19 protein-coding genes are annotated in these 19356 nt (G+C 72.6%); 13 read left to right on the top strand and 6 right to left on the bottom strand.

Features of this window, described 5'->3' with window-relative positions; all coding sequences use genetic code 11:
- Positions 1 to 971: HNH endonuclease signature motif containing protein (locus ABD907_RS08995; RefSeq protein ID WP_345215914.1), on the top strand; the 971-nt coding region annotated here is incomplete at its 5' end.
- A 222-nt stretch (positions 972 to 1193) separates the two neighbouring features.
- Here ABD907_RS08995 and ABD907_RS09000 read toward each other — a convergent pair.
- Complete coding sequence (locus ABD907_RS09000) at positions 1194 to 2927, bottom strand: GNAT family N-acetyltransferase (protein WP_345215915.1); 1734 nt, start codon at positions 2925 to 2927, stop codon at positions 1194 to 1196.
- A 275-nt stretch (positions 2928 to 3202) separates the two neighbouring features.
- Between ABD907_RS09000 and ABD907_RS09005 the strand changes: the two genes are divergently transcribed.
- The 5 genes from ABD907_RS09005 (at position 3203) to ABD907_RS09025 (ending at position 9069) form a co-directional block, all read left to right on the top strand.
- The gene (locus ABD907_RS09005; protein WP_345215916.1) at positions 3203 to 4744 is read left to right on the top strand and encodes a glycoside hydrolase family 3 N-terminal domain-containing protein; all 1542 of its coding nucleotides are present in this window, start codon (positions 3203 to 3205) and stop codon (positions 4742 to 4744) included.
- Between the two features lie 73 nt (positions 4745 to 4817).
- Positions 4818 to 5774 (top strand): N-acetylmuramic acid 6-phosphate etherase, encoded by a 957-nt coding sequence (locus tag ABD907_RS09010; RefSeq protein ID WP_345215917.1) that lies wholly within the window; start codon positions 4818 to 4820, stop codon positions 5772 to 5774.
- Positions 5771 to 6691 (top strand): MurR/RpiR family transcriptional regulator, encoded by a 921-nt coding sequence (locus ABD907_RS09015; RefSeq protein ID WP_345215918.1) that lies wholly within the window; start codon positions 5771 to 5773, stop codon positions 6689 to 6691. The genes ABD907_RS09010 and ABD907_RS09015 overlap by 4 nt, the downstream gene beginning before the upstream one ends.
- A complete protein-coding gene (locus ABD907_RS09020; protein WP_345215919.1) occupies positions 6688 to 8295 on the top strand; it encodes a family 10 glycosylhydrolase in 1608 nt (535 codons plus the stop codon). The genes ABD907_RS09015 and ABD907_RS09020 overlap by 4 nt, the downstream gene beginning before the upstream one ends.
- A gap of 72 nt (positions 8296 to 8367) precedes the next feature.
- Complete coding sequence (locus tag ABD907_RS09025) at positions 8368 to 9069, top strand: DUF4282 domain-containing protein (RefSeq protein ID WP_345215920.1); 702 nt, start codon at positions 8368 to 8370, stop codon at positions 9067 to 9069.
- Positions 9070 to 9179: 110 nt separating this feature from the next.
- Here the strand turns inward: ABD907_RS09025 and ABD907_RS09030 are convergent, their stop codons facing one another.
- Genes ABD907_RS09030 through ptsP form a run of 3 tightly spaced genes read right to left on the bottom strand, consistent with a single transcriptional unit; the run spans position 9180 to position 12372 of the window.
- On the bottom strand, positions 9180 to 10163 hold the full coding sequence (locus ABD907_RS09030) for an acyl-CoA thioesterase (RefSeq protein ID WP_345215921.1): 984 nt from the start codon (positions 10161 to 10163) through the stop codon (positions 9180 to 9182).
- Between the two features lie 56 nt (positions 10164 to 10219).
- Complete coding sequence (locus tag ABD907_RS09035) at positions 10220 to 10660, bottom strand: globin (RefSeq protein ID WP_345215922.1); 441 nt, start codon at positions 10658 to 10660, stop codon at positions 10220 to 10222.
- Positions 10661 to 10674: 14 nt separating this feature from the next.
- The gene (ptsP, locus tag ABD907_RS09040) at positions 10675 to 12372 is read right to left on the bottom strand and encodes a phosphoenolpyruvate--protein phosphotransferase (RefSeq protein ID WP_345215923.1); all 1698 of its coding nucleotides are present in this window, start codon (positions 12370 to 12372) and stop codon (positions 10675 to 10677) included.
- A gap of 199 nt (positions 12373 to 12571) precedes the next feature.
- Here ptsP and ABD907_RS09045 point away from each other — a divergent pair, with 199 nt between their 5' ends.
- The 5 genes from ABD907_RS09045 to ABD907_RS09065 all read left to right on the top strand — a co-directional run bounded on the left by ABD907_RS09045 (position 12572) and on the right by ABD907_RS09065 (position 16550).
- Positions 12572 to 12802, top strand: a complete 231-nt coding sequence (locus tag ABD907_RS09045) for a PTS sugar transporter subunit IIB (protein ID WP_345215924.1) — start codon at positions 12572 to 12574, stop codon at positions 12800 to 12802.
- A gap of 13 nt (positions 12803 to 12815) precedes the next feature.
- The gene (gene malQ, locus ABD907_RS09050) at positions 12816 to 14990 is read left to right on the top strand and encodes a 4-alpha-glucanotransferase (RefSeq protein ID WP_345215925.1); all 2175 of its coding nucleotides are present in this window, start codon (positions 12816 to 12818) and stop codon (positions 14988 to 14990) included.
- A gap of 185 nt (positions 14991 to 15175) precedes the next feature.
- Positions 15176 to 15406 carry a PTS sugar transporter subunit IIB gene (locus tag ABD907_RS09055; protein WP_345215926.1) on the top strand — a complete coding sequence of 77 codons (231 nt, stop codon included), beginning with the start codon at positions 15176 to 15178 and terminating at the stop codon, positions 15404 to 15406.
- A complete protein-coding gene (locus tag ABD907_RS09060) occupies positions 15403 to 15861 on the top strand; it encodes a PTS sugar transporter subunit IIA (RefSeq protein ID WP_345215927.1) in 459 nt (152 codons plus the stop codon). Before ABD907_RS09055 ends, ABD907_RS09060 begins: the two co-directional genes overlap by 4 nt.
- Complete coding sequence (locus tag ABD907_RS09065; RefSeq protein ID WP_345215928.1) at positions 15858 to 16550, top strand: HAD family hydrolase; 693 nt, start codon at positions 15858 to 15860, stop codon at positions 16548 to 16550. Before ABD907_RS09060 ends, ABD907_RS09065 begins: the two co-directional genes overlap by 4 nt.
- A 12-nt stretch (positions 16551 to 16562) precedes the next feature.
- On the opposite strand, the gene ABD907_RS09070 is transcribed toward ABD907_RS09065, so the two are convergent.
- Both ABD907_RS09070 and ABD907_RS09075 read right to left on the bottom strand, forming a co-directional pair.
- Positions 16563 to 17198, bottom strand: a complete 636-nt coding sequence (locus ABD907_RS09070; protein ID WP_345215929.1) for a DUF1700 domain-containing protein — start codon at positions 17196 to 17198, stop codon at positions 16563 to 16565.
- Entirely contained in the window at positions 17195 to 17536 is a 342-nt protein-coding gene (locus ABD907_RS09075; RefSeq protein WP_345215930.1) for a PadR family transcriptional regulator, read from the bottom strand. Before ABD907_RS09075 ends, ABD907_RS09070 begins: the two co-directional genes overlap by 4 nt.
- A gap of 125 nt (positions 17537 to 17661) precedes the next feature.
- Between ABD907_RS09075 and rlmN the strand changes: the two genes are divergently transcribed.
- Positions 17662 to 18873, top strand: coding sequence for a dual-specificity RNA methyltransferase RlmN (gene rlmN / locus ABD907_RS09080; protein WP_345215931.1), 1212 nt, complete (start codon positions 17662 to 17664; stop codon positions 18871 to 18873).
- A gap of 127 nt (positions 18874 to 19000) precedes the next feature.
- Positions 19001 to 19171, top strand: a complete 171-nt coding sequence (locus ABD907_RS09085; protein WP_345215932.1) for a transposase — start codon at positions 19001 to 19003, stop codon at positions 19169 to 19171.
- The last annotated feature ends 185 nt before the right edge of the window (positions 19172 to 19356 follow it).

A 19356-nucleotide genomic window follows, 5' to 3' on the forward strand; every position in this document is an offset into this window, starting at 1 on the left:
TGGACCTCGCCCTGGACGGGGCCGCCAAGACCGCCCGCGCCGACGGCGACGCCCGCACCACCGACCAGCTCCGCGCCGACATCCTCACCAGCGTCGGCGCCAGCGCCCTGCGCCACGGCTGGATCGGCCCCCCGCCAGGCCAGCTCCCCCTACCCGAGAACGAACCCACCACCAGCACCAGCAGCAGCGAAAGCAGCAGCAGCGACGGTGAGGGCGAGACCGACGAATCTCCTACTGCCGCTGCTCCCGCGTCTGCTTCTACTTCGGTTTCTGGATCTGCCGGCGCCGCCGCCGCCACCGGCGCCGGCGAGGCCGGTGGTGGGTATCGGGTCGGGTCGGTCGGTGGGGCAGCGGTCCAGCTCCGCGTCACCGTCCCGCTATCGACCCTGCTCGGCGGGAACGAACCCGGCGACCTCGACGGCGCCGGACCCATCGACGCCCTCAAAGCCCGCGCCCTGGCCATGCAGGCCCCCACCTGGCAACGCCTGGTCACCGACCCCATGACCGGGACCGTCATCGACATCGGACGCACCCGCTACAAACCACCGGCCGACCTGGCCCGCCTGGTCCGAGAACGCGACCGCACCTGCGTACGACCCGGCTGCAACACCCGCGCCACCGCCTGCGACCTCGACCACACCACCCCCTTCGCCCACGGCGGGATCACCGCACTGATCAACCTCGACGCCCTATGCATCCCCGATCACCGGCACAAGACCCTCGGCGACTACCGCGTCATCCAGCACCCCGGCGGCGTCTTCGACTGGATCTCCAAAACCGGACACACCTACCGCCGAGAAGCCAACGGCACCACCACCCACCACGGACGCAGCACCCCACCACCACCGAAACCCCCCAGCACAACACCAGCCCGAGCCGGCCAGCACCGACCCGACCGCACCGGACCCCAGCGCGCACGGCGAACACGGCGAACACGGCGAACATCCCGTCCACGGACACAAGCCCGGTGACGACAACAAGCCAGATCCCGGCGATCCCGCTGGTTCGAGCGACTCCAACGACGACGAACCGCCCTTCTGACCCGCTCCACCGGCAGGGCGTTGACCGGCCACCCCAGCCAAGGTCCAGTCTTCCGCTCCGGACCGCATTTTCAGCGAAGCAGGACAGTCACGAACCGCACTGCCCAGAGCAGGCGCGAACACCGACAGCCGGCCGAGGCCTCTTGTCGCGCATCAGCTACGAGGCAGGCGTGTCCCCATGATCAGCGCTGACGGCTTGTGCTCGAGCACGCGCAGCCCGATGTGCTCGTAGAAGCCGATGGCGGCGAGATTCTGCGCGCCGACACCGAGGTGCATGCCGGGTACTCCTGCTGCGGTCAGGTCATCGAGCGCCGCCTCGATCAGGCGACGGCCGTTCCCGTCGCCCTGGCCCTCCGGGAGGATGTCGATGTGAAGGTGAGCTGGGTGTTCGTCCAGCCACGGGCCGGTGGCCCGCGGTGGATGATGGATCGTGCGGATCAGGCCGGCATCAGGTGACGTGTCCTCGCGAGGCGGCTCCGGGTAACGCTCACGCAGCCGTGGCCACCAGCTCCGCTCGCACTCCTCCTCGAATGCCGATGTGTTCGGCGCCGTGACGACGTACCCCAGCGGAGTGCCGTCCGAGCGACGTAGAACGCGGGCGTGACTCGGCTCGAGCTCCAGATACGGACCCAGATAGATGTGCCCGAGGAGGTCACCGTCGCGATACTTCGATGTCGCGTCCGACCCCGAGTCGCCGGTGAGCAGGCAGATGCGGTAGAGCGCCTCACGATCCTCCGGCAGGTACCGGTCGACCGCCGGACCGCCGCCTCGACCGGCCGGTGCGCCACCCGCCGAGGCACCCCTGGCGGAGGCGACCCGAGCCCAGTCACCACCGGCGGAGTGGCGCCCACCCGAGCCACCCGCGGTAGGGCCGCCACCAACCGAACCCGCTGAAGCCGAACCACCCGCAGTGGCGGTATCGCGACTCCACGCTCCCACGGTGAGGATCGGCTCTGCCGCCACCGCCGGCGCGACACGATCGAGCTCGGGCAGCGGCCAACCGGCCTTCGCAGCCGCCAGCCGCAGCGCCCCGACCACCGGCCGGGCAGCATCGCGGGCCCGGTCTCGGAGAGCTTGCAGCACCCCGTCGCGGACAGGGCCCTCCGTGAGCACGGACCCTGCGACGACGACGGACGCGCCGCCGTCGTCCACGACCGCGAGGGTTGCGAGCAGTGCGTCCACGGCTCGCTCCACGATGTCGAGCGCCACCTCGTCACCCGCCGCGGCACACCCCGACACGACCGGCGCGAACTCACCGAGCTCGGCGGGGGAGCGGACGTCCACGAGTCGCACGAGATCCTGGCGCGAGTCGCCCGTGCCGGGCCCCAGCGCCGCCGTCATGCCGGCGGCCGCGGCCGTCAGGGCGGTCTTCGGGCCACGGCGGTCCAGATCCGCCGCAGCCGCCCGGAGCCCTTCGAGTGCCATCCACACACCGGATCCGGTGTCGCCCAGGATCCAGCCGAGTCCGTCGCAACGCTCGACCTCGGCGAGTTCCTCGAACCGGCACGCGACCGCGCCGGTGCCGGACAGCAGCAGACTGCCGCGAGGCTCGGGCGAACCGGCGGCGAACGCCACGACCGGGTCGGTGACAACCTCGACGGAGGGCGGCCGGAGTCCGGCGCGCGAGACTGATCGTTCGATCAGGTCGACGGCGTAGCCGCGCCCGGCTGCCCCGGCGCCGGAGACCCCGGCGACGCAGGCGAGGGTCTCGAGCTCGGCGCCGGAGACTCGGTCTCGTGCCCGCCGGGCCGCTGTCGCCACCACCTCGGTCAGCTGGTCCGCCAACGCACCGGGGGAGGAGCGCACGTTCGCGCCCGGGCCAGCCACGACGGCCAGGACGTCGCCGTCCTCGGTGAGCACGCCCGCCGTCGAGGACGTACCTCCCACGTCGAGGCCGACGACAACACGTGCAGGAGAGAGAACGTCCACGCTGAATATGCCTCCGGCTTCCCGGTGTGGTGGTAACTTCCAGACTTGAGACTACTTGGGAAAGTTGTTTCCGACGGCGGTTCTGGTCATATCCAACCAGTACGCCGCCCGTGCCGAGGTCCCCTCCACCCGCCGCACGGGAGCAGCTAGCAGGCAGCAGAACGGTCTAGGTGACAGAGCGGGTGTGGGGATGGCACGACTGACGACGCGTTTGCCGGCGGTGACCAGCTGACATGGATCTACGATCACTGGTCCTCGGCGTGCTCCTGCCCGGATTCACGGGCACGACAGCGCCGACCTGGCTGCTGGACGCCGCGCGTGACGGCCTCGCCGGCGTGGTGCTGTTCGCACCCAACACGCCGGACGTCGCGACCACCCGCGCCCTGACCGACTCGCTGCACGGTGCCGGGCCCCTGCTGGTCGCCATCGACGAGGAGAGCGGAGACGTCTCACGTCTGCAGCTCGCTGCCGGGTCGGCTCTGCCCGGCGCCGCTGCGCTCGGCGCGGTGGACGACGTCGATCTCACCCGTCGCACCGGCGCCGCGCTCGGAGGGCTGCTCACCGCAGCGGGGATCGACCTCAACCTCGCGCCGGTGCTCGATGTCGCCTCGGAGCCGCGCAACCCCGTGATCGGCGTCCGGTCCTTCGGGTCCGGCACCTCCCTCGTCGCTCGGCACGGGGCCGCGTTCGTCACAGGCCTGCACGACGGCGGGGTCGCGGCCTGCGGCAAGCACTTCCCCGGCCACGGGGCCACCACGGCGGACTCCCACCTCGTGCTGCCGGAGATCGACGTGGACACCGCCGTGCTCCGGGCACGCGACCTCCCACCGTTCGAGGCCGCCGCCGCAGCGGGTCTGGACGCCGTCATGACCGCTCACGTGAGCGTCCCGGCTCTCGGCCCGGCACCGGCGAGCCTGGAACCCGCCGTCACCGCGCTCGCCCGGAGCCTCGTGGGCGGCGAGGAACGGGTCGTCGTCACCGACGCCCTCGACATGGGTGCCGTCGCCTCCGACGGCTTCGGGGAGGCCTGCGTCCGCGCCCTCGAGGCCGGCGCGGACCTGCTCTGCCTCGGCACGACCGTCGACCGCGACGACGAAGGTCCCTTCCGCACGGCGGTCGCCGCCATCAGCGACGCCGTCCGGTCCGGCCGGCTCGACCCCGCCGCCCTCTGGCGCAGCGTCGCCCGCACCGACGGGTTGCGCGCCGGCGTGCGCGCTCACCGGCATGGCGCCGAGCAGCGCATCGCCTACCGGGAGGGGACGGCGCGGGCCACCGCCGACCCCCAGCAAGGCGCCGTGCACGCTGAGCGGACGATGGCCGATATCGGCGCGGAGGTCGCGCGCAGGGCCGTCCGTGGGCACGGCCGAGTCCGACGGGAAGGCACGCCCGTGCTGCTCGACCTCCGGCGCCGCGTCAACCAGGCCGCCGGGCCGACCTTCCCCGCGCTGGCCCACGCCCTCACCCGCCGACGACCCGGCGCTCACATCCTTCTCCCGGCCCAGCCCGGCGCCGAGCCGCTTGCCGACAGCCTCGCGGCCATCGATGTCGCCACACCGGTCCTCGTGCTCACCCGGGAGCCGCTTGCGGACGCTGACGAGCGCTCGGACCTGGAAGCCGTGCTGGCAGCCCGCCCCGACGCCGTCGTCGTCCACGGCGGGACGGCGGGCGGCGCACCGCCGGCCCGCGCGGTCGTGCTCGCCCACGGGATCGGCCCCGCCAACGCCGAGGCAGCCCTGGACATCGTGTTCGGCGAGTCCGACGACAGGGCGCCATAGAACCCTCGCCGCCTGCGACACGGCGACGGCCACCCGACCACGAAGGAACCCCGATGACCAGCGAGAACGCCCGATGAACGACGAGAACGACTGGCGTGAGGTTCTCGGCCTCCGCTCACCCACCGAGGACCGCAACCCGCGCACCACAGGTATCGACCAGCTGCCCGCCACCGATGTGGTGAACCTGGTCCTGTCGGAGGACCGCGGTGTCGTCGCCGCCGTCGAGGCCGCCGCCGGACCGCTCGGCCGGCTCGTGGACCGCGCGGTCGGCGCGCTGGTCGAGGGTGGCCGCATCCACTACGTCGGCTCGGGCACCTCCGGCCGGCTCGCGGTGCTCGATGCCGCCGAGCTGCGGCCGACCTACGACGTCGGCGAGGAATCTGTCCGGGCGTACCTCGCTGGCGGCCCCGACGCCATGGTCAACAGCGCCGAGGGCGCCGAGGACGACGACGCAGCAGGCCATCGCCTGGGGAGGCACTTCGCGCCGCAGGACCTCGTGGTCGGCCTCACCGCAAGCGGTCGCACGCCGTTCGTGGCCGGCGCACTACGGGCCGGACACGAGAACGGCGCGGCGACGGCCCTGATCTCCACCAACCCGGACGCGCCGCTCGCCGACGACACCGACATCGCCATCCTGCTAGACACCGGGCCCGAGGTGATCACCGGCTCTACCAGGATGCGGGCCGCCACCGCCCAGAAGATCGCGCTCAACACCTTCTCCACCGCAGTGATGGTCCGGATGGGCAAGACCTTCTCCAACCTGATGATCGAGGTCCGGGCCACCAACAAGAAGCTGCAGGCCCGCACGGTGCGGATGCTGGTGCAGGCCACCGGACAGGACGCCGGCCGCTGCGCCGAGGTCCTCACGGCCGCCGGCGGGCATGTCCGCACCGCCCTCGTCGCTCTCATGTCCGGGCAGACGGCCGAGGCCGCCGAGCGGGCACTCGCCGACTTCCCACCGGACCCGGCACGCATCGACGACCCGGCCGGAGTGCGCACCGCCGTCGCCGCGCTGCGGTCGGGCGGATGAGCGCGCCGCTGCCGGTACGGCTCCGCGGCATACTCGACAACCTGCGGCCGTCCACCAGGCGCGTCGCCGAGTACGTGCTCGCCGACCCGCGCCGGGCCGCCGGCATGACGATCACCCGGCTGGCCGAGGTCACCGGCACGTCACAGGCCACCATCGTGCGGCTCTGCCAGGAGGCCGGTCTCGACGGCTACCGACAGTTCCGCCTCACCCTCGCCGCGGACGTCGGCCGCCGGGACGCCGAGGCGAGCGCCGACGAGCGCACGGAGGACATCGCCCCGAGCGACGACCTCGCCGCCGTCGTCGCCAAGATTGCGTTCACCGACGCCCGGGCCGTGCAGGAGACCGCCCAGACCCTGTCCGTCCCCGATCTCGAGTCCGTGGTCGAGGCCGTGGTCGCCGCGCCCCGCACCGACGTGTACGGGGTGGGCGCGTCCGGGATCGTCGCCGCGGACCTCGAGCAGAAGCTGCGCCGCATCGGCCTGGTCGCTGCCGCCCACACCGACGCCCACCTCGCCATCACCTCGGCCGCGCTCCTCAGGCCGGGGGACGTCGCCGTCGGCCTGTCGCACAGCGGCATGACGGCCGACACCGTCGACGCCCTCGCCACCGCACGCCGGGCCGGGGCCACCACCGTCGCGGTCACCGACGCGCCCCGTTCCGCCATCGCCGCCGAGGCCGACCACGTGCTCCTCACCGCGGCCCGCGAGACCACGTTCCGCTCGGGAGCCACCGCCTCCCGCCTCGCGCAGCTCACCGTCGTCGACTGCATCTTCGTCGGCGTCGCGCAGCGCACCTATGACTCCAGCCGCCACGCCCTCGAGGTCACTCGTGCGGCCGTGGGCGACCGGCGGCTGGTGAGCAGGTCCCGCACCGACCAGCGGGTACGCAACGACAAGTACGGAGGAGAGAACACATGAGACGAACGACGACGTTCGCCGCCGCGTGTGCACTGCTGCCCACGCTCGCTCTTGCCGCACCCGCGGGTGCCGCCACGACTGCCGCGCCCGCGGGTGCCGCCACGACTGTCGCTCCCGCGGCCGCCGGCAACGAGGCGACCGGGGACGCGCCGGCCGAGCAGTGGCGCGGGTACTGGGTCGACGCCTTCAACGAGGGAATCTACGACGCCGGACAGGTCACCGAGCTCGTCGACGAGGCGGAGGCGTTGGGCGCCAACGCCCTCGTCGTCCAGGTAGGTCGCCGCTTCGACTGCTTCTGCAACGACGCGATCTACCCCCGCACCGACGCCTGGATCGCGCCCGCGCCCTACGACCCGCTCGCCGAGGTGATCGAGCAGGCCCACGCCGCCGGCATCGAGGTCCACGCCTGGGTCAACGCCACCACCCTCTGGAACTCCGCTACCCCGCCCACCTCGCCCGAGCACGCCTACAACGCCCACGGCTTCGACGCCGAGGGGCAGGACCGGTGGCTCAACCAGCGGGTCGACGGCAGCGAGCGGATCGGGAACAACACCTACATCGACCCGGCCAACCCGGACGCTGTGGACTACGTCGTCGACGCTGTCACCTCCATCACCGAGAACTACGACGTCGACGGGATCAACCTCGACTACATCCGCTACCCCGACTACAACAGCGGCGCGTTCGTCAACGACTGGGGCTACTCCGAGGTCTCCCTCGCACGCTTCGCGGCCGAGACGGGCCGCACGGACGTGCCCGAGCCGGACGACGAGGAGTTCTCCGACTGGCGCCGCGACCAGGTCTCGAACCTCGTTCGCAAGATCTACGTCAACATGTACGAGATCGATCCGAGCGACAGGCTCAGCGTCGACGCCGTCACCTACTCCTACGGTCCGCAGAGCTACGGCGGTTGGGAGGGGACCCGCCCGTACGCCAACGTCATGCAGGACTGGCGTGCCTGGCTGGACGAGGGAATCGTCGACACCGTCACGGCGATGAACTACAAGCGCGAGTGGATGCCGGACCAGGCGCGGATGTTCGACGAGTGGAGCGAGGCGCTCATGGACTACCGAGCCGATCGCCACGTGGTCAACGGCCCGGCGCTCTACCTCAACGACATCGACAGCATCGTCGCCCAGGCCGAGCAGACGGTGGAGATGGGCTTTGACGGGTGGATGGGGTACTCCTACGCGAACCCCACCCAGGACGCCACCGGCTCGTCGGACCCGGCGGTCAAGGACGCCGAGCGGGCAGCTCTCACCCAGGCGCTGCGCAACGGGCCCCTCGCGGACGAGGTCGTGGTTCCGGAGATGACCTGGAAGACGGAGGCGAGCACGGGGAACGTCTCGGGGTCCGTGACCATCGGTACGGGTGAGGTCGCCGACCAGGTCGACGTCGTCCTCGAGCCCGTCGCCGGCACGCCCGGCGAGGCGGTCCTGGTCCGCACCGACGGTTCCGGGTGGTTCGGAGCCGTCGATCTCGCCCCCGGTCGCTATCGCGTCCAGGTGGTGGAGGAGGGTGCGGCCGGCACTGCCTCCCGCTTCGTCACCGTGACGGCCGGAGGCGTCGCCGAGACGGCCGTCGCCGCCAAGGCTCTCGCCTGACCTGCTCGTTCACAGAGCAGTCCACTAGTCTCGGGCCGAAACGCCTGTCGCAGCGAGAATTGGAGACCCATCGTGTCCAGTCAACCTCCCGTCCCTCCTCGGCCCGACGGCGGCACGCCGCCGTGGCAGCCGCAGGGTCAGCACGAGCCGGGTCAGCAGCGACCTGGCGGCCAGCAGCCGCCTCCGGGCCTGCAGCCACCCCCGGGCCAGCAGCCGCCTCCGGGCCAGCAGCCACCCCCGGGCCAGCAGCCACCCCCGGGCCAGCAGCCACCCCCGGGGCAGCAGCCTCCCCCGGGATACGGCCCTCCCGGATGGGGCGGAGGCCCCGGCCGTCCGGGTGGCCCCGGCGGACCCGGTGGCCCCGGCGGACCGGGTCAGCAGGGTCCGTTCCACGGTCAGCCGTACGGTCAGGCCCCGCAGGAGTCCGCGGGCGGCTTCTTCAAGTCGCTGTTCGACTTCTCATTCAGCCGGTACATCACGCTGACCTTCGCGAAGGTCATCTACATCATCCTGATCATCGTCGCCGTGCTGATGTGGCTCGGCTGGATCATTGCCGGCTTCAGCGCCGGGTCCGCGGCCGACGCGATGGGCGGGGACGGCTCGGCGGTCGGCGGGATCCTCGCCCTGCTGTTCGGTTGGATCCCGGCGTTCCTCATGATCGTCTTCTACCGCGTCGCCCTGGAGTTCGCCGTGGCCCTGATCAGGACCGCGCAGAACACCAGTGAGCTCGTGGAGCAGAACAGGAGGCTCGTGGAGCGGCTCGAGCGCAGGTAGCCCGCACCCGTCCCGCCCCGTGGCGCCCCCCGCCCGCCGAACCGGCGGAGCGGGGGGCGTCGCCGTTCTCGCCCTTGCGGGCGAGGCCGACGCCCTGGCCGTCGGTGCACCTAGCCGTCGCGCGCGTCCAGAGGCACCCGGACCATGCCCTCCTGGGCGATGGTGGCGACGTGGCTGCCTCCGGTGTCGAAGACCCTCGCGAACGTGAGGCCGCGGCCGCCGTGGGCGCTGGGGGACTCCTCGACGTAGAGCAGCCAGGTCCCGGCGTCGACCGGCCGGTGCCACCACATCGCGTGGTCCAGGCTCGCCATGGAGAGCCCCTCGGTGCGCCAGCTGAGTGAGTGCCTGCGCAGGATCGGCTCGAGCAGCACCTGGTCGCAGGCGTACGCCAACAGCGCTCGGTGCTGCAGCTGCGTGATCCCGTCCGGCAGCGGGGACCGCGCCCGCATCCACAGCATCTGCCGGTCGGTGGGTTCCTCGGCCGGCCGTAGGTAGATGTCCTGCCCGACGTGCCGGAGGTCGAACGCCGCCGTCGAGGACAGGAACTTCGCCACCGGGTGGTCCATCGCACCGAACATCTCGAGCGCGCTGGGCAGCGTCTCCGGGTCCGGGGTCTGCGGCATGACCGACGCGTGGTCGCGGCCCGGCTGCTGCTCCTGGTACGAGCTGATGAGCGAGAGGATTGGCTTGCCCCGCTGGATGGCATGGGTCCGGCGCGAGGAGAACGACCGGCCGTCGTGCAGCCGCTCGACGGCGAAGGTGATCGGCTCCTCGACCCGGCCGGGACGCAGGAAGTAGCCGTGCGTCGAGTGCAGCTGGCGGGAGGCGGGGTTCCCGCCGTCGTCCGGAAGGGTGTCGGCGGCGGCCAGGAGCGACTGGGCGAGCACCTGGCCGCCGTAGATCCTCCCGGTCAGCTGCGGCAGCGACGTGCCGGAGAACTCGTCCGGGCCCAGGCGCGTCAGGCGCAGCGCCCGGAGCACGCTCGCGAGCGGCTCGTCGGTGGTTGTCGGCACGTCGAGCACCTGCGACGGTCCCGTCCCGTCCGCACCCGCGACGCGGGCGTCCGCGGCCGTCTCGACACCTTCGTCGCTCATCGGGCTCTCCTCGCTCCTGGCGTTCGGGTGGGGGGATCGGGCTCGGGTCGGAGAGTTCACAGGAGCGAGCGCCGGCCGCTGTCGGCGGTGTTGACCATGGCGTGCGCGGCCCGCTCGAGGTAGTCCCACAGGACATTCTCGAGATCCTGCGGCAGCTCGAGCTCCTCGACGCCGGCACGCATGTGGGTCAGCCAGCGGTCACGGGCCTCGGTGGTGACCTCGAACGGCAGGTGCCGGCGCCGCAGCATCGGGTGTCCCCGCCGCTCGGAGTACGTCGTCGGGCCACCCCAGTACTGCTCGAGGAACATCGTCAGGCGTTCCTCGGCGCCCTCCCAGTCGTCCTGCGGGTACATCGGCGCGAGGACCTCGTCCTGGCGCACCCCCTGGTAGAAGCGGTGGACCAGCCGCGAGAACGCCGCGTGGCCGCCCATGGCCTCGAACAGGGTGGCCCGGTCGTCCTGGCCGGTGGGCTCTGCGGGGCCGTGGCTCGTGCTCATCACACCATCATGACTCACAGCCCGAGCTCGCCGAGGACCGGGAGCGCGTCACGCGCCTTGGCACGGGCGTCCTCGGCCGACTCGGCGTCGACGGCCAGCCTGGCCACGCCGCGACAGGTCGCCAGGTCCGTCGCCCCCAGGACGGCGGCCACGTCGCCCAGCGCCCGCGGCGTCATCGACAGCGAGGAGACGCCGAGGCCGACGAGGACGACGGCGAGGGCCGGGTCCGCGGCCGCCTCACCGCACACGCCCACGGGTCGAGACTGCTGCGCACCACCCGTGCAGGTCGCGTCCACGAGGCGGAGAACGGCCGGCTGCCACGGGTCCGACAGCTCGGTGAGTGAACCGAGCAGCCGGTCGGCGGCCATGGCGTACTGGGTGAGGTCGTTGGTGCCGACGGACGCGAACGCCGAGCGGGCGAGGATCGGTCCGGCGAGCAGGGCGGCGCTCGGGACCTCCACCATGACGCCGGCGGTCGTCAGGCCGTGCCGCTCGCAGGCGGTGACGAAGTCCTCGGTCTCCCGGACGGTGGCGACCATCGGCGCCATCACCCACACCTCGGCCGTGGTGCCCTCCGCGGCGCGCGCGATCGCGGCCAGCTGGTTCTCCAGCACCTCCGGCGCCTTGCGCGCGGTGCGCAGGCCGCGGACGCCGAGCGCCGGGTTCGCCTCCTCGGCGTCGGTCACGAACGGCAGGGGCTTGTCGGCCCCGGCGTCCAGCGTGCGCACCACGACTTTCTGGCCCGGGAACTGCTCGAGCACCGCGCGGTAGGCGTTCGCCTGCTCCTCGACGTCCGGCTCCTGCCGGCGACCCAGGAAGCAGAACTCGGTGCGGAACAGGCCCACGCCCTGCGCGCCTGCCCGGGCGGCCGTCTCGGCGCTCGCCAGGTCCCCCACGTTGGCCATCAGGTCGACCTCGTGCCCGTCCGCCGTGCGGCCGTGGCCGTCGAAGTCGCGGACCACGTTGGGTTCCGCCGCCCGGGCGAGCGCCTCGTCGTCGGGCTCGAGGTCCACCGCGCCCGCTCCGCCGTCGACCAGGACCGTCGCGCCCTCGGCGATGGCGTCCGTGACGCCGGCGACGCCGACGACGGCCGGGATGCCGAGCGAGCGCGCCAGGATGGCGGTGTGCGAGGTCGGGCCCCCCTCGGCGGTGACGATGGCGAGCACCCTGGCGGGGTCGAGCAGCGCGGCGTCCGCCGGCGCCAGATCGACGGCGACGAGCACGTAAGGCTCGGCGCGCTGCGGCACCCCGGGCACGGGTGCGCCGGTGAGCTCCGCGATGATCCGGTCGCGCACGTCCGCGACGTCCCGCGCACGTTCGGCCATGTACCCGCCGAGCGCGGTCAGCTGCTCGGCGACCGACCCGGCCGTCTGCCACACCGCTCGGGGGGCCGGGAGGTGCTCGGTGCGCACCAGGTCGGCGGCGCCGCCGACCAGGGTCGGGTCCGCCGCCATCTGCGCCGTCGTCTCGAGCAGCTCGCGCCGCTCGCCCTCGACCAGCGCGGCCGACTCCTCGAGCGCCCGGGCGACCGCCTCGGCCGCCGGACCGATGCGGGCGGCCTCCTCCTCGGCACGCTCGGGCGGCACCGCCGGAGCGGCGGCGGGCTCGCCGGCCGGCGGGCGCACGTGTGCGACCTGGCCGGCCGCGCGGCCGGGGCTGACTCCGACGCCGTGCAGGGCTTCGCCGGCGGGCGTGGACAGCGGGTTGGTCATCTGTGCTCCTGAGCTCCGCGGGACTGCGGACATCATGCCGTGCCGACGCGATCCGTACACACCCCCGCGGTGCACCGCGTGCTGACGTGTCTGTGCAGGTCGCCGCGGGTAGGCTCGTGGAACGTCGTGGCGCGTCCTGCCCACGCTGCTGCCGTCTGGTTCTGTCGGATTCCGGTTGGATTCCTGTTGGAGGGTTCACATGAGCAAGGCCGAAAACATCCTGGCCGCCCTGGGAGGTGCACCGAACGTCGTCGTCGTCGAGCCGTGCATCACCCGACTTCGCGTGGAGGTCAAGGACCCGACCGCCGTCGGGGAGAGCGACCTGAAGGCCAACGGCGCCTTCGGGGTCGTCCAGACCGGCCGCGTCGTGCAGATCGTCGTCGGCCCCGAGGCGGACGATCTCGCCGGGGAGATGACGACCCTCCTGTAGGGCTAGGAGCAACATGACGTCGAGCCTCGGTCGCCAGTCGACGATGCCAGCGCAGACCAGCGAGCTCCCCGACGAGCTGCGCCACCTGGCGGACTCCCTCGGGATCGCCACAGAGTTCTGGGACTACACCGGAGTACGCCGGGAGGCCTCCGCCGCCACCATCCGCGGCGTCCTGGCCGCGCTCGGGATCGCCGCCGACACCGACGACGAGATCGCCCGCGCGCTCGAGGACCTCGAGCTCGCGCCCTGGCGCGAGGTGCTGCCGCCGTCGGTCATCACGCCCGAGGGGCGCGAGCCCGAGGTGCGGGCCCACGTCCCCGACGGCTCGGCCGTCACCGTCGCCGTCGTGCTCGACGGCGACGACGTGCGCGAGCTCGGCCAGCGTGAGGACGACGCCGCCCCACGCTACGTCGACGGTGTCCGCACCGGCCGGGCGACCTTCGTGCTGCCGCCCGACCTGCCGGTCGGGTGGCACGAGCTCGTCGCGCGGGTCGACGGCACCGAGGCCGCTCGTGTCCCGCTCGCCGTCACCCCGGAACGGCTGCCGGAGCCCGCGCTGGCCACCACGCGGGGCTGGGGCGTCATGGCCCAGCTGTACTCGGTGCGCTCGGCGACCTCCTGGGGGATCGGCGACTTCGCCGATCTCGCCGAGCTGACCAGCCTGTTCGGCGACCTCGGTGCGGACTTCCTGCTCGTCAACCCTCTCCATGCCGCCGAGCCGACCGGTCATATGACGCCGTCGCCGTACCTGCCGGTGACCCGCCGGTTCGTCAACCCGGTCTACGTGCGCCCGGAGGAGATCCGTGAGGCGGCGTATCTCACCGGGCCGCAGCGCGCGCTCGTCGACTGGGCCGCCGAGGAGGTGCGCACCGCCAACACGGTGAACTCGCCCATCGACCGGGACGCCGTCTGGTCCGCGAAGCGCGAGGCGCTCGGCGTCATCCACGCCGCTCCTCGCAGCCGCTCCCGGCAGCGGGCCCTCGAGCGGTTCCGCGCCGAGGAGGGCCAGGGGCTCGAGGACTTCGCGCTGTGGTGCGCCCTGCACGAGAAGTACGCGGACAGCAGCTGGCCGGCCGAGCTGCGGGACGTCGGCTCCCCGTTCGTCGCCAACACCCGCCGGCAGCTGGCCGACCGGATCGACTTCTACGTCTGGCTGCAGTGGGTGGCCGACGAGCAGCTCGCGGCGGCGAACCGCGAGGCCCGCACCGCCGGCATGGGGCTCGGCATCATGCAGGACCTCGCGGTCGGCGTGCACCCCGACGGCGCCGACACCTGGACCGACCCGGACGCCTTCGCGCACGGCATCGGCGTCGGGGCGCCGCCCGACATGTACAACCAGCAGGGGCAGAACTGGAGTCAGCCGCCGTGGCGACCGGACTCCCTGGTCCGAACGGCCTACGCGCCGCTGCGCCAGATGGTCCGCACGGTGCTGCGCCACGCCGGCGCGATCCGCATCGACCACGTCATGGGCCTGTTCCGGCTGTGGTGGATCCCGGAGGGCATGGGCGCCGATGAGGGCACCTACGTCCGCTACGACCACGACGCCATGGTGGGCGTGGTCCTGCTGGAGGCGGCCCTGGCCGGCGCCACGGTCATCGGTGAGGACCTCGGCACCGTGGAGCCGTGGGTGCGTGGCTATCTCGAGGACCGGGGCGTGCTCGGCACCTCCGTGCTGTGGTTCGAGAAGGACGACGACGGTCAGCCGCTGCGGCCCGAGCAGTACCGCCGCGGCGTGCTCGCCACCGTCAACACGCACGACCTCCCGCCCGTCGCCGGCTACCTGGCGGAGGAGCACGTCGACCTGCGCCGCCGGCTGGGTCTGCTGACCCAGCCGGTCGAGGAGGTGCGCGCGGAGGCCCGCCAGGAGCGTGAGCGCATGGTGGCGCGGCTGCGCGAGGACGGGATCCTGACGGAGGACCCGACGGAGCGCGAGCTCGTCGAGGCCCTGCACGTGTACGTGGTCCGGACGCCTGCGGTGCTCGTGGGCGTCTCGCTGACCGATGCGGTGGGGGAGCGGCGGGCCCAGAACCAGCCGGGCACGGACACCGAGTACCCGAACTGGAAGCTGCCGCTGGCCGACGGTGCCGAGCGGGTCGTCATGGTCGAGGACCTGCCCGGCTCGGCCCGGCTGGTCTCGCTGGTGGATGCCGTGCGGGACGCGTTCGGCGAGGACGACCGGCTCGCGTGAACCCCTGCGCCCGCGAGGGCTACTCGTAGCACCGGAGGCTACTGGCACAACAGTGGCCCGCGGTGCGGAGAGTAGCCTTCGCTCCGGCCGTTCGCGGCCCTGGGCCGGCTTGACACCCCGTCTCGCGCAAGGTCTGATCGGGATCTCGGGCCGCACCGGCCGCGCCCGGAGGGACGGGAGCACACATGAACCAGGCGGAGCAGATCCTCGCCGGCCTCGGCGGAGACGCCAACGTCCGAGAGCTCGAGCCCTGCATCACCAGGCTGCGGGTCGAGGTCGACGATCCGGACAAGGTCGACGAGGCGGCGTTGCGTGCCGCCGGCGCGTTCGGCGTCGTGCTGTCCGGCTCTCGTGTCCAGGTGGTCCTCGGGCCGCAGACCGACACCATCGCCGAGGACATCGGGAAGCTCAGGTGACGCTGACCGTCCTCGCCCCGGTCGCCGGCACGGTGCTCGCGCTCGAGGACGTGCCCGACGCCGTCTTCTCCGAGGCCATGGTCGGGCCGGGCGTCGCCGTCGACCCGGATCCCTCGGACAGGGCCGAGGTGCGCGCACCGGTCGCCGGCACGATCGCCAAGCTGTATCCGCACGCGTTCGCCATCGTCACCGAGGACGGCAAGGGCGTCCTCGTCCACGTCGGCATCGACACGGTGGAGCTCGGCGGCGAGGGCTTCGCCCTGCACGCGGAAGAGAAGGACACCGTGACCGCCGGGCAGCTCATCGTGACGTTCTCGCCCAACGCGGTCATCGGCGGCGGACGTTCCGCGGTGGTGCCGATCTTGGCGCTCGACGCGTCGGCCGACGCGCTCGCGCTCGCGGCGGAGGTGGGCGAGGACATCATGGCGGGGGAGGAGCTGTTCTCCTGGACGTGACCGCGCACCGGATCACCGAGGCCCTGCAGGTGCCAGGGGCGAGTCTGTTGCTGGACCTGGACGGCACGCTGGTGGACTCGGAGCCCACGCACCGCGCCGCCTTCTACACCTACTTCAATCGCCGCGGCTGGGAGGTCTCGGAGGAGATCCTGCTGCCCTTCGCGGGCCGGCGCGGCAGCGAGGTCTTCGCCGAGATCGAGGGTCCGTGGACGGGCGAGGATCCCGTGGCGCTGGCCGCGGAGATCGTCGCCTGCGTCGACCACGACGCCATCCCTCCGGTGCCCGTGCCCGGCGCCGGCGCGACCATCGCCCGTTGGCGGCGCGCCGGTCACCCCATCGCGCTCGTCACCTCCTCGCACCGGGAGTGGGCGACGGCGGCGCTGGAGCTGCTGGGCGTGGCGGACCTCGGGCTGTCCATGGTGACGTCGGAGATGGTCGGCGCGGGCAAGCCCGACCCGGAGCCCTACCGCCGTGGCGCGGAGCTGCTCGGCGCCGATCCGGCGGCCTGCATCGCCTTCGAGGACACCACCGCCGGCCTGACGGCCGCTGTCGGCGCCGGCGTGGGGCTGGTCATCGGGGTGCGGACCTCGCAGAGCGACGAGGTCCTGCGCGCGGCGGGAGCCGACGCCACGCTGCCGGACCTCACGTCCCTCATCGACGTCGTGCAGGGTGCATCCCGCACGTCGTGACCGGCCGGGCCCTCAGGCCTCCTCGCGGTCACGCACGCCTGCCCTGGGCACGCCGACGACGAGCAGCCAGACCGCGAGGATCAGCCCGAGCAGCGCCATGGCCGGGATGGCGACGGCCCAGACGGTCGGCGCGCCGCCGGCCGCGCCCTCGTACGACACTAGGGCGAAGAAGGCGACGGACAGCGCCACAGGCGCGAGCCCGAGCGGCAGGACGATCGACCCGAGCGCCTTCTCGGCCGGTGTCCAGAGTGGGGAGGCGCAGAGCAGGATGATCCCGCCGGCGAGCACGAGAATGGGAACCATCAGCGGCCAGAGGAGCGCACCGAGGGCCACGGCCAGCACCGCGACGGGGGGGACCCAGGAGCGGCTCAGCGCCGACCGCGTCACCTGCGGCTGCGCCTGCGCACCCTGGCCGCCGGCTGACCGCCCCGCCATGGCCTCGGCGGCGACCTCGGAAGGCGGACCGAGCTCGGCCAGCACGGCGGTCATCTCGGTGCCCGACGGTTCGTGGCCCAGGGCGGCGACGGCGTCGTCGAGGTGCTCGCGGACCGCGCCGAGCACCTCGGCACGCTCGGTGGGATCGATGCCGGCGAGCATCCGCCCGAGGTCGTCGAGGTACCGGTCGGCGCGCGCGTGGACGGCGGTCATGACGGAGCTCCCAGGGTGCGGTCGACAGCGGTGCAGAACGGCTTCCACGCCTCCACGAAGCCCGCGAGCGCGTGCTCACCGCCGGGCGTGAGGATGTAGTAGCGCCGGGGTGGTCCCGCCGGCGACTCCTGCCAGCTGGTCTCCACGAGGCCGGATCGCCGCAGCCGGGACAGCAACGGGTACAGGGTGCCCTCGCCGCCGGTGAGGACACCTTCGTCGGTCAGCCGGACGGCCAGGTCCCGGCCGTACGCGGGTCCGCGGCGCAGCGTCGCGAGCACGCAGTACTCGACGACGCCCCGGCGCAGGTTGGCCATGATCGTGGCCGGCGCAGGTGCCATGTGACACAAGGTACCTGGTCACGGACGAACCGATGCTGAGTGGCCACGGACGAACCGATGCTGAGTGGCGAATGACGCACCGGCAGCCCCTGCTGCCGCCGGGCACGCGCGCCTACGATGGCAGGATGCCTCCCACGCCTGAAGCGACCGACGCCCGGCCGCAGGTCCGCCCTGCCACCGAGGGCTGGCAGCAGAAGGTGGGCGAGGACGGCCGCCCGCTGCTCCAGTTCGCCTCGCCCCGGCGCGGCAAGCCACCGGTGCACTGGGCCGACCTGAGTGTCGAGGACCGCGTCGCCAAGGTCGCGGCGCTCGCGCTGCCGGCGTTCCGTGCCAGGCAGCTCTCCACCCACTACTTCACGCACTACACCGCCGACCCGGCCGAGATGACCGACCTCCCGGCGGCGCGGCGTGACGAGCTCGTCGGTGCGATGCTGCCGCCGCTGCTGACCGAGGTGCGGCGACTGACCACCGACAACGGCGACACCATCAAGTTCCTGTGGCGTCTCTTCGACGGCGCCCTCGTCGAGTCCGTCCTCATGCGCTACCCCGGCCGCGTGACGCTCTGCGTCTCCTCGCAGGCCGGCTGCGGCATGAACTGCCCGTTCTGCGCCACCGGCCAGAACGGTCTCACCCGCAACATGTCCAGCGCGGAGATCGTCGACCAGGTCGTTGCCGCCAACCGCGCCCTGGCCCGCGGCGAGCTCGGCGGCAAGGACGCGGACGAGACGACGCCGGAGCGCGTCAGCAACATCGTCTTCATGGGCATGGGGGAGCCGCTCGCGAACTACCGTCGCGTCGTCGATGCGGTCCGCACCATGGTGACCCCTCAGCCCGACGGCCTCGGCATGCGGGCCCGCGGAGTGACCGTCTCGACCGTGGGCCTGGTGCCCGCGATCGACAAGCTGGCGGCCGAGCAGCTGCCGGTGACGTTCGCGCTGTCGCTGCACGCACCGGACGACGAGCTGCGCGACGAGCTCATCCCGGTCAACTCGCGGTGGAAGGTCGACGACGCGCTCGACGCCGCCCGCAACTACTTCGAGGTCACCGGCCGCCGGGTCTCGATCGAGTACGCCCTCATCAAGGACATGAACGACCACGCCTGGCGCGCCGACCTTCTCGCCGAAAAGCTCAACGCGCGCGGCCGCGGCTGGGTGCACGTCAACCCCATCCCGCTCAATCCGACGCCCGGCTCCATCTGGACGGCCTCGGAGCCGCACGTCCAGGACGAGTTCGTGCGCCGGCTCAACGCCGCCGGCGTCCCGACCACCCTGCGGGACACCCGCGGCAAGGAGATCGACGGCGCCTGCGGCCAGCTGGCGGCCGCGGACGAGGACTGAACCACCCCGAAGCCTCCGGGAGCGGAGCCTCGAGGAGCGCCGCTGCGAGGGCGTGTTGCTAGACCCTTTCCGAGGGCTCGCGGGCGAGTCTCGGAGTTTTGTCGCGTGACGTGATCTCGGATGAGGCGTGGTCCGTGATCGCTCCGCTGTTTCCGAAGGTGCAGACGACGGGCCGACCCCGTGGACCGCCGCGGTGGTCGAGGCGACGGCGTGGCGGTTCCGGACGGGCGCTCCGTGGCGGGACGTGCCGGAGCGGTTCGGGAACTGGAACACGACCTACAAGAACTTCAACCGGTGAGCCGAGCAGGGCGCCTAGGCGAGGCTGTTGCAGCACGTGCAATTCCTCGTGCAGCGGTCCGGGACCTGGACTGGGTCGCGTCGATTGACTCCACGATCGTGCGTGTGCATCGGCACGGGGCGACGCTCCCGCGCGGCACGGGGGCTCTGTCGAACCACAAGAAGTTCGGGCTGGAGCCGCCTGAC

Source organism: Georgenia halophila (genome assembly GCF_039541595.1).